Source organism: Klebsiella sp. V115_8, from assembly GCF_029967715.1.
GTDB lineage: Bacteria > Pseudomonadota > Gammaproteobacteria > Enterobacterales > Enterobacteriaceae > Klebsiella > Klebsiella quasipneumoniae.
In genome coordinates, this window is the sequence record NZ_JASCAR010000049.1 from 45,984 (window position 1) to 53,452 (window position 7,469).

A 7,469-nucleotide genomic window follows, 5' to 3' on the forward strand; every position below is an offset into this window, starting at 1 on the left:
GTATGGCCTACAGGCTGCCAGCCGTACGTCGGCTGGTTTTCCCGGCCGAGGTCATGGTTTTACTGCTTTGCCTGCCGTCGATACTTTCCAGCCGCATCTGGAACGGAGGGAACGGCATATCAATGCCATGCTCGCGGAAGCCCGCCAGGATCAGCTGATGCATCTCATGGCGTAGCGGCATGCGGTGCCCCATCTCGGCGGCAAAAATACGCAGCTCGAAAATCTGGATCCCCTGCTGCAGGTCGACGAGAAACGCCTCCGGCGCCGGGGTATCGATGACCAGCGAACAGCGATGCGCCGCGGCGATGAGGATCTTGGTCACCTCTTCGGTATCGGCGTCCACCGGAGCCGGCACCGTCAACACCACGCGGGTGACCGAGTCCGACAGCGACCAGTTGATAAACTGTTCGGTGATGAACGCCTTGTTCGGCACGATAATCTCTTTCCGGTCCCAGTCGCTGATGGTGGTGGCGCGGGTATTGATGCGGGTGACGCTGCCCGTCAGGTCGCGGATGGTGACCGTATCGCCGATGCGGATCGGCTTTTCAAACAGGATAATCAGGCCGGAGATAAAGTTAGCGAAGATCTCCTGCAGGCCAAACCCGAGACCCACACCCAGTGCGGCGACCAGCCACTGCAGCTTCGACCACTCAATGCCGATCATCGAGAAGCCCACCAGCCCACCGATCAGCATCAGCAAATACTTGGTGATGGTGGTGATGGCGTAGCCGGTGCCGGGCGTTAAATCGAGGTGCTGGAGGATCGCCAGCTCCAGCAGCGCCGGCAGGTTGCGCACCAGCTGAGTGGTGATGATCAGCACCAGAATGGCAATCAGCACCGCGCCAAGGGTGATGGGCTCGAGGCTTTCCACCCCCTGCACCGTCGAGGTGACGTCCCACAGCGAGATATTCTCGAGGAAGCCAAACGCCGAGTGAATTTCCGACCACAGCACGATGACTGACAGCAGCGCGATCAGCATCAGCAGAGAGCGCACGAGACGCAGCGACTGGGTACTGATGGCATCGAGATCGACCTCGCTGACCTCCGTCTCCACCGACCCTTCCGGGCTGCTGACGTGAACAGGCTCATCTTCGCCGCGGGCGCGCTGGGCGAGAATTTCCGCGCGACGATGGCGGGCCCGGTCGAAGGCCAGTCGGCGCCGCTGGATCAGCATCCAGCGGCGGATAATGTGATAGACCACCAGCAGCAGGAACCAGATGGCGACGGAGGTTTCCAGACGCGCCAGCAGCGCCTGAGCGGTGGCGAGGTAGCCGACGGCGGCCGCCAGCATGGCCACCAGCGGGGCGCCAAGCATCAGGTTCCACAGCAGGCGGTTCACCATGTTGTCGCCATTCCCCTCTTTATCCAGGTAGAGCGGGATACCGGCATGCTTAAGGCTGAGGGTGACCACCGCCAGCGCGCCGCAGATCAGCAGGAAGCACAGGCGGCCCAGCGAGGCGGAGAACTCGCGGTCGTTAAGATTATCGAACATGATCAGCGCCATTATCAGCGGCACAATTAGTCCGATGCTCATCAGGTAGTAGCGCATCGCTTTCGCCACGCGGTTACGCGGCCAGCCGAAGTGGGCGATAAACAGCCCGTTTGGCCGGGCGAAGGTGGCGCAGATCATCACCACCCACAGCAGAGGCACCGTCGCGGTGACCCCATCGCCAATCGCCACCGCCAGCGGGAAGGGCCAGGCGGACTGCAGACCATAGCCGAGCGTCATCCACAGCACCGGCAGCGGCGAAGCTACCAGTATCGACCAGAAGACCGTGCGCAGCGTCAGCCAGAAGTGATCCTGGGTGACTTTCCCCACCCGAGCGCTGGAGCGCTCAAGGAAGCGGGTGAAATGGCGCCGCGAGCTGATGCTGAAGCCAACCAGCAGCAGGGCGGCAAACAGCGGTAGCAGGGTCTCTTTGCTGGTGAGCATCATCGCGCTGGCTTTACCCAGCTCGCTGATGGTATCCAGGGAGATCAGGCGCCGCAGATCCTGGACGATCTCCAGCGGCCAGGAGAAGCCGATGGGGCTGACGTCCGAAGTCCAGAACAGATAGCGGTGGGTGGCTTCGTTGATCTCCTTCAGCGCGTCTTCCAGCTGGCCGTTGGCGACCTTCAGCTTGGTGAGCTCCAGCATCAGGGTATCGCCGCCGCGCAGCAGCGAGTTCAGCAGCTCGTTCTGCGTGCGTAGCTGCGCCTGCAGGATCTTGTTCTGCTCGCTGGTCAGCGGTTCGCCGTCGGCCTGGCGGATCTGCCGCAGCTGCGGCTGCTTACTGAGTAAATCCTCAAAGCGCAGACGCTGCACGCGCAGCTGCGCCATCTCCGTATCCAGCTGCTGCGGGCGAGGGCGCTCCGGCAGCCGCGCCACCTGGGCGCGCAGGGCTTCGCCCAGCAGATTAGAGGAGCCCAGCCACTGCGACTGCTCGCGCAGGGTGTTTAACGCCTGGCGCACCTGCAGCGTTTGATTCGTCGCCTGCCGCTGCTGGGACGCCACCAGATCCATACGCTGCGCCTGCTGGTTCAGCGCCTGGGAGAGTTCGCGGTTGACTTTAAACTGGGCGGTGATGTCCGGCGGCAGGTTTTCACTGTTCTCCGCCAGCAGTTCGGTACTCTCCAGCGCTTTTTCCGCCTCCCGCTGGCGCTGGCTGTTCTGCAGATTACGCAGCGCCTGCAGATAGGCATCCAGCTGCTCGCTCTGCTTTTGCGCCAGTTCAGAACGGGCGCGCGACAGCTCCTGGCGGTTATTGGCGGAAAGCTGGGCGAGGTCGAGCTCATCCACCAGCGCCTTCAGGCGCGCCGATTCCGCCTGCAGGGCAAGATTTTGCGCCTGGGCGAGAGCATTGTTGCCGGTTTGCGTGCCGATGCGGCGCTCAACCTCATTGAGCTGACGCCGGGCGTCGGTTTGCTGCTGCGGCAGCTGGTTCAGGGAGTCGGCGATTTCACGCGCGCGATCCTGCTCCTGCTGCGCCTGACGGCTTGACTCCAGCAGCTGGCTGCTGACCTGGAGGATCTCCTGGTTCAGCGCATCGGCGGTCAGGCCGACTGGCACCTGGCGCGGCTCTTCGCTCAGATTGTTGAGCTGGGCACGCAGGCTTTGAAACAGTTTGGGGAAATTGTCGATAACGTCCTGATACTGACGGGCGCGCTCGAGAGACGATTTTCGCTCCTCAAGCGCGTTCAGGGCGGACTGCAGAACTTCAACGGTTTCAGGCTGGGCGGGCTTTGCCGCCTTCGCCTGTTCCAGTTCCTGGGTTATCTGTTTAGCATCAGGGGCTGTCGCAGCGTACGCCCCGAAACTGAGGCTCAAGGCCAACAGGAAAGTGTATATCAGGCGCACGGCATAACCCTTTTGCTGAAGAATTAACCTTGGTCTTGTTTATCGTCAACCAGCGGGCTGGCGCGATGTTCGGCGCGGATCTCTTCTTCCGGTAACGGCGCCGGTTCAGCGGCGGTGGTTGCTTCCACCGTTGTCGCCAGCGGTTGGCCGATTTTAGTCACGGACAGGCTTTGCAGCGTGTCGACCAGCTTCACCTGGCCCGGGGCAAACAGGTTGATCACGGTGGAGCCCAGTTTGAAGCGGCCCATCTCCTGGCCTTTCAGCAGGGCGACGGAGCCTTCGCTGTCGCCAGCGGGCCAGGTCCAGCGTTTAATAATGCCTTCGCGCGGCGGGGTTACGGTGCCGGACCACACGGTCTCGATGCTGCCGACGATAGTCGCGCCCACCAGAATTTGCGCCATCGGGCCAAACTCAGTATCAAACAGGCAGATGACGCGCTCGTTACGGGCGAACAGGTTCGGCACGTTCTGCGCCGTCAGATGGTTAACGGAGAACAGGTCGCCAGGAACGTAGATCATTTCGCGCAGGATACCGTTGCACGGCATGTGCACGCGGTGATAGTCGCGCGGCGACAGATAGGTGGTGGCGAAGCTGCCGTTACGGAACAGGGCGGCCATCTGGTAGTTGCCGGCCAGTAAGGCTTCCAGGCTGTAGTCGTGGCCCTTGGCCTGCAGAATTTTATCGTTCTCAATGGCACCAAGCTGGCTGATCACGCCGTCGGCCGGCATCACCAGTACGTTAGGATCGGTATTCAGCGGGCGAACGTCGTCGCGCAGCGGGCGCACAAAGAAATCGTTGAAGGTGCGATAGGCCGCGGTATCCGGCTTCTGCGCCTCTTTCATATCGACCTTGTAGTATTTCACGAACAGATCGATGACCAGCTTCGTCAGCCAACCTGCGCGTTTGCTCGCACCCCAGCCTGCGAGGCGGGTGAGCCACAGTTTAGGCAGAATGTATTGCAGTGAAAGTTTAAGATCGTTTAACAAAGTAGCCTCCAGGCCATGATATGTCGTTCCTGACCCCGCCTGCGGGCGGGGACCTGAAAAAAGGGGACGATTCTATACGTAAAACTCGCCAAATGGCATCCGCGTAAGCCGCGTCATCACCGCTGCCCGGCAGCGCCTGACGTGACGCTCAGCTTAATGGTCAGTCATCGGTCGAGGAAAAGTTTTTACGCGTTTTTACCTGTACCTGCGCCATGCTTTCCAGGATGCGGTGGTAGTTCTCGAAACGGCTTTCGGCGATCTTGCCGCTCTCTACCGCTTCGCGAAGCGCACAGCCAGGATCGGTATCGTGTTTACAGTCGCGATATTTGCAACGACCTAAATAATCATGGAATTCGACAAAGCCGTTGGTGATTTGTTCCGCTTCCAGATGCCACAGGCCGAACTCACGTACCCCCGGTGAATCAATCACATCGCCACCGTGCGGGAAGTGGTAGAGGCGCGCCGCGGTGGTGGTGTGCTGGCCTAAGCCGGAAACGTCCGAGACATCATTGGTGAGGATCTGATCCTCATTCAGCCCCAGCAGGGCGTTCAGCAGGCTTGATTTACCCACCCCGGACTGCCCGGCGAAGATGCTGATGCGGTCGGTCAGGGCCGCTTCCAGCGGCTTGAGGCCGTCCTGAGTACGGCTGGAGACCAGCAGTACGCGGTAACCGATGTTGCGGTAGATGTCCATTTGCTCATTGACGAAGCGCAGGCCATCGTCATCCAGCAGATCGATTTTGTTCAGGACGATTAACGGCTCGATATCCTGCGCCTCGCAGGCCACCAGATAGCGATCGATAATATTCAGCGACAGCTCAGGCAGGATCGCGGAAACCACCACGATCTGGTCGATATTGGCGGCGATAGGCTTCACGCCGTCGTAAAAATCCGGGCGCGTCAGGACGGAGGCGCGATCGTGAACCGCTTCGACGATCCCTTTGACGCTTACGCCGTCGGCGGCGTCTTTACCCGGCCGCCAGACCACGCGGTCGCCGGTGACCAGCGAACGGATCGTCCGGCGGATATTGCAGCGATGCACGCTGCCGTCAGCGGATTCGACGTCGGCATGCATGCCAAAGCGACTGATGACAATGCCTTCCGACGTGTCGCCAAACAGGTTGTCATCGTAGTCGGCCTTCTCCGCAGTGGTTTTCAGACGGCGCTGGTGGTTGGCTTTGACGCGGCGCTGCTGGCCTTTGGAGAGTTTATTTTTACTCAATCGAACTGGCTCCTGGTCGCCCTGATGGGGCAAAACCTCTATGATACACGCTATTTTAGATGAATATAGTCACGCAAGAAGGGTGGAAAATAGCATGAGTGCAAATGAAAACAACCTCATTTGGATCGATCTTGAGATGACAGGGCTGGATCCGGAGCGCGATCGCATTATTGAAATCGCCACCCTGGTGACCGATGCCAACCTGAACATTCTGGCCGAGGGGCCGACCATCGCGGTGCATCAATCGGATGCCCAGCTGGCGCTGATGGACGAGTGGAATGTGCGGACGCATACCGGCAGCGGGCTGGTGGATCGCGTGAAGGCCAGCGCCGTCAGCGAGCACGACGCCGAACTGGCGACCATTGAGTTTCTTAAGCAGTGGGTGCCGGCGGGCAAGTCGCCGATCTGCGGCAACAGCATCGGCCAGGATCGTCGCTTCCTGTTTAAGTACATGCCGCAACTGGAAGCCTATTTCCACTATCGCTATCTGGACGTTAGCACGCTGAAAGAGCTGGCGCGTCGCTGGAAGCCGGAAATTCTCGACGGCTTTAAAAAGCAGGGTACCCATCAGGCGATGGATGATATCCGCGAGTCAGTCGCCGAGCTGGCTTACTACCGCGAGCATTTCATTAAGCTGTAAACCGCGACCGGGCCCTGTGCGCGGCCCGGTACACCTTTCTGCGTTATTTAAACCACTTCTGCTGCATCTGCTGGAAGTCAGGCGTCGCCATGACCGCGGTCAGGGCATCGTTGATCGCATTCAGTAGCTCCGGATCGTCTTTGCGCACCGCAATCGCATACTGCTTACCGTAATAAGCCGGGTCGGTGGCCCGTTCATCCATGATGGCGTAGTCAGGGTTCTCCTGCTGCCAGGCGTCGAGGGTGGCGAAGTCGCCCATGACGCCGGTTATTTGCCCGGCCTTCAGCGCGGCCAGGGCGCTGGCGACGTCGTCGTAAGGAACAGCCTGTACGGCTTTCTGTTTATCACGCAGATAGTGTTGATGCAGTGTGCCTTTCACCACGCCGACTTTTTTGGCTTTCAGGTCGGCAAAGGTATGGGCGACATCTTTGTTGACGATCACCACCCCGGAGAGCGCCTGGCGATAAGGACGGCTGAAGGCGACCTGCTTCTCACGCATCGGGATCACTTCCATGCCGGCAATCACCGCGTCAAATTTCTTGAAGCGTAAAGCCGGGATCAGCGTATCGAAACGCTGCGCCGTGAACTGGCACTGCGCCTGCATCTGCTGGCACAGGGCCTGGGCAAGATCGATATCGAAGCCGACAGGCTGATTTTTGCCGTTGGCGGTGACAAACGGCGGATTGGCCGTGCTGGTGCCAAAATGGAGCGTCTCGGCTGACGCGGTTCCGATGGCCAGCGTGCTCAGCAGCAGGACGGTGAGGACTTTTCTCATGCTAATTCCCTGTTTGGCGGCGTGGTGGCCTCGTTTTACGTCGCGCCACCGCTGTATGATGCGAGCGATTTTGCGTCATTCAGGCGGGCGGAAAAAGCGATTTTGCCCGAAATGACGCTTATTTATACAATTCAGCGGCGTAGGTGGCGAGAAAATATCCATTTAAACAAAAAACGCAAAAAAGTGATGAACAGGGGGTTGCAGGTGCATCGAATTCTCGTATAATGCGCCTCCCGTAACGACGCAGAAATGCAAATTACGACGCCATCAAAATATGGCAAAAAATGCAGTAACGCGGGAATAGCTCAGTTGGTAGAGCACGACCTTGCCAAGGTCGGGGTCGCGAGTTCGAGTCTCGTTTCCCGCTCCAAAATTTGAAAGCACCATCCTGATCAAAGGATTTCATCTCGCAGATGCGGGGCGAAAGCCAAAGATTAAGCGGGAATAGCTCAGTTGGTAGAGCACGACCTTGCCAAGGTCGGGGTCGCGAGTTCGAGTCTCGTTTCCCG

Annotated in this window: 5 protein-coding genes and 1 tRNA gene; 2 read left to right on the plus strand and 4 right to left on the minus strand. The window is 59.4% G+C overall.

The features are described from left to right. Positions 1-7 precede the first annotated feature (7 nt). The 3 genes from mscM to rsgA all read right to left on the minus strand — a co-directional run bounded on the left by mscM (position 8) and on the right by rsgA (position 5,545). The gene (gene mscM, locus QLG03_RS24635; protein ID WP_017900929.1) at positions 8-3,337 is read right to left on the minus strand and encodes a miniconductance mechanosensitive channel MscM; all 3,330 of its coding nucleotides are present in this window, start codon (positions 3,335-3,337) and stop codon (positions 8-10) included. A gap of 23 nt (positions 3,338-3,360) precedes the next feature. Further along, positions 3,361-4,323, minus strand: coding sequence for an archaetidylserine decarboxylase (gene asd / locus QLG03_RS24640; RefSeq protein WP_178944917.1), 963 nt, complete (start codon positions 4,321-4,323; stop codon positions 3,361-3,363). Between the two features lie 160 nt (positions 4,324-4,483). Then, complete coding sequence (rsgA, locus tag QLG03_RS24645; RefSeq protein WP_023291707.1) at positions 4,484-5,545, minus strand: small ribosomal subunit biogenesis GTPase RsgA; 1,062 nt, start codon at positions 5,543-5,545, stop codon at positions 4,484-4,486. A gap of 94 nt (positions 5,546-5,639) precedes the next feature. On the opposite strand from rsgA, the gene orn reads away from it, so the two are divergent. Next, positions 5,640-6,185, plus strand: a complete 546-nt coding sequence (orn, locus tag QLG03_RS24650) for an oligoribonuclease (RefSeq protein WP_004206435.1) — start codon at positions 5,640-5,642, stop codon at positions 6,183-6,185. A 43-nt stretch (positions 6,186-6,228) separates the two neighbouring features. Here the strand turns inward: orn and QLG03_RS24655 are convergent, their stop codons facing one another. Beyond that, positions 6,229-6,960: a transporter substrate-binding domain-containing protein gene (locus QLG03_RS24655; RefSeq protein WP_004206436.1), complete on the minus strand. Its 732-nt coding sequence runs from the start codon at positions 6,958-6,960 to the stop codon at positions 6,229-6,231. 294 nt (positions 6,961-7,254) lie between these two features. On the opposite strand from QLG03_RS24655, the gene QLG03_RS24660 reads away from it, so the two are divergent. Beyond that, a tRNA-Gly gene (locus QLG03_RS24660) sits at positions 7,255-7,330 on the plus strand. Positions 7,331-7,469 lie beyond the last annotated feature (139 nt).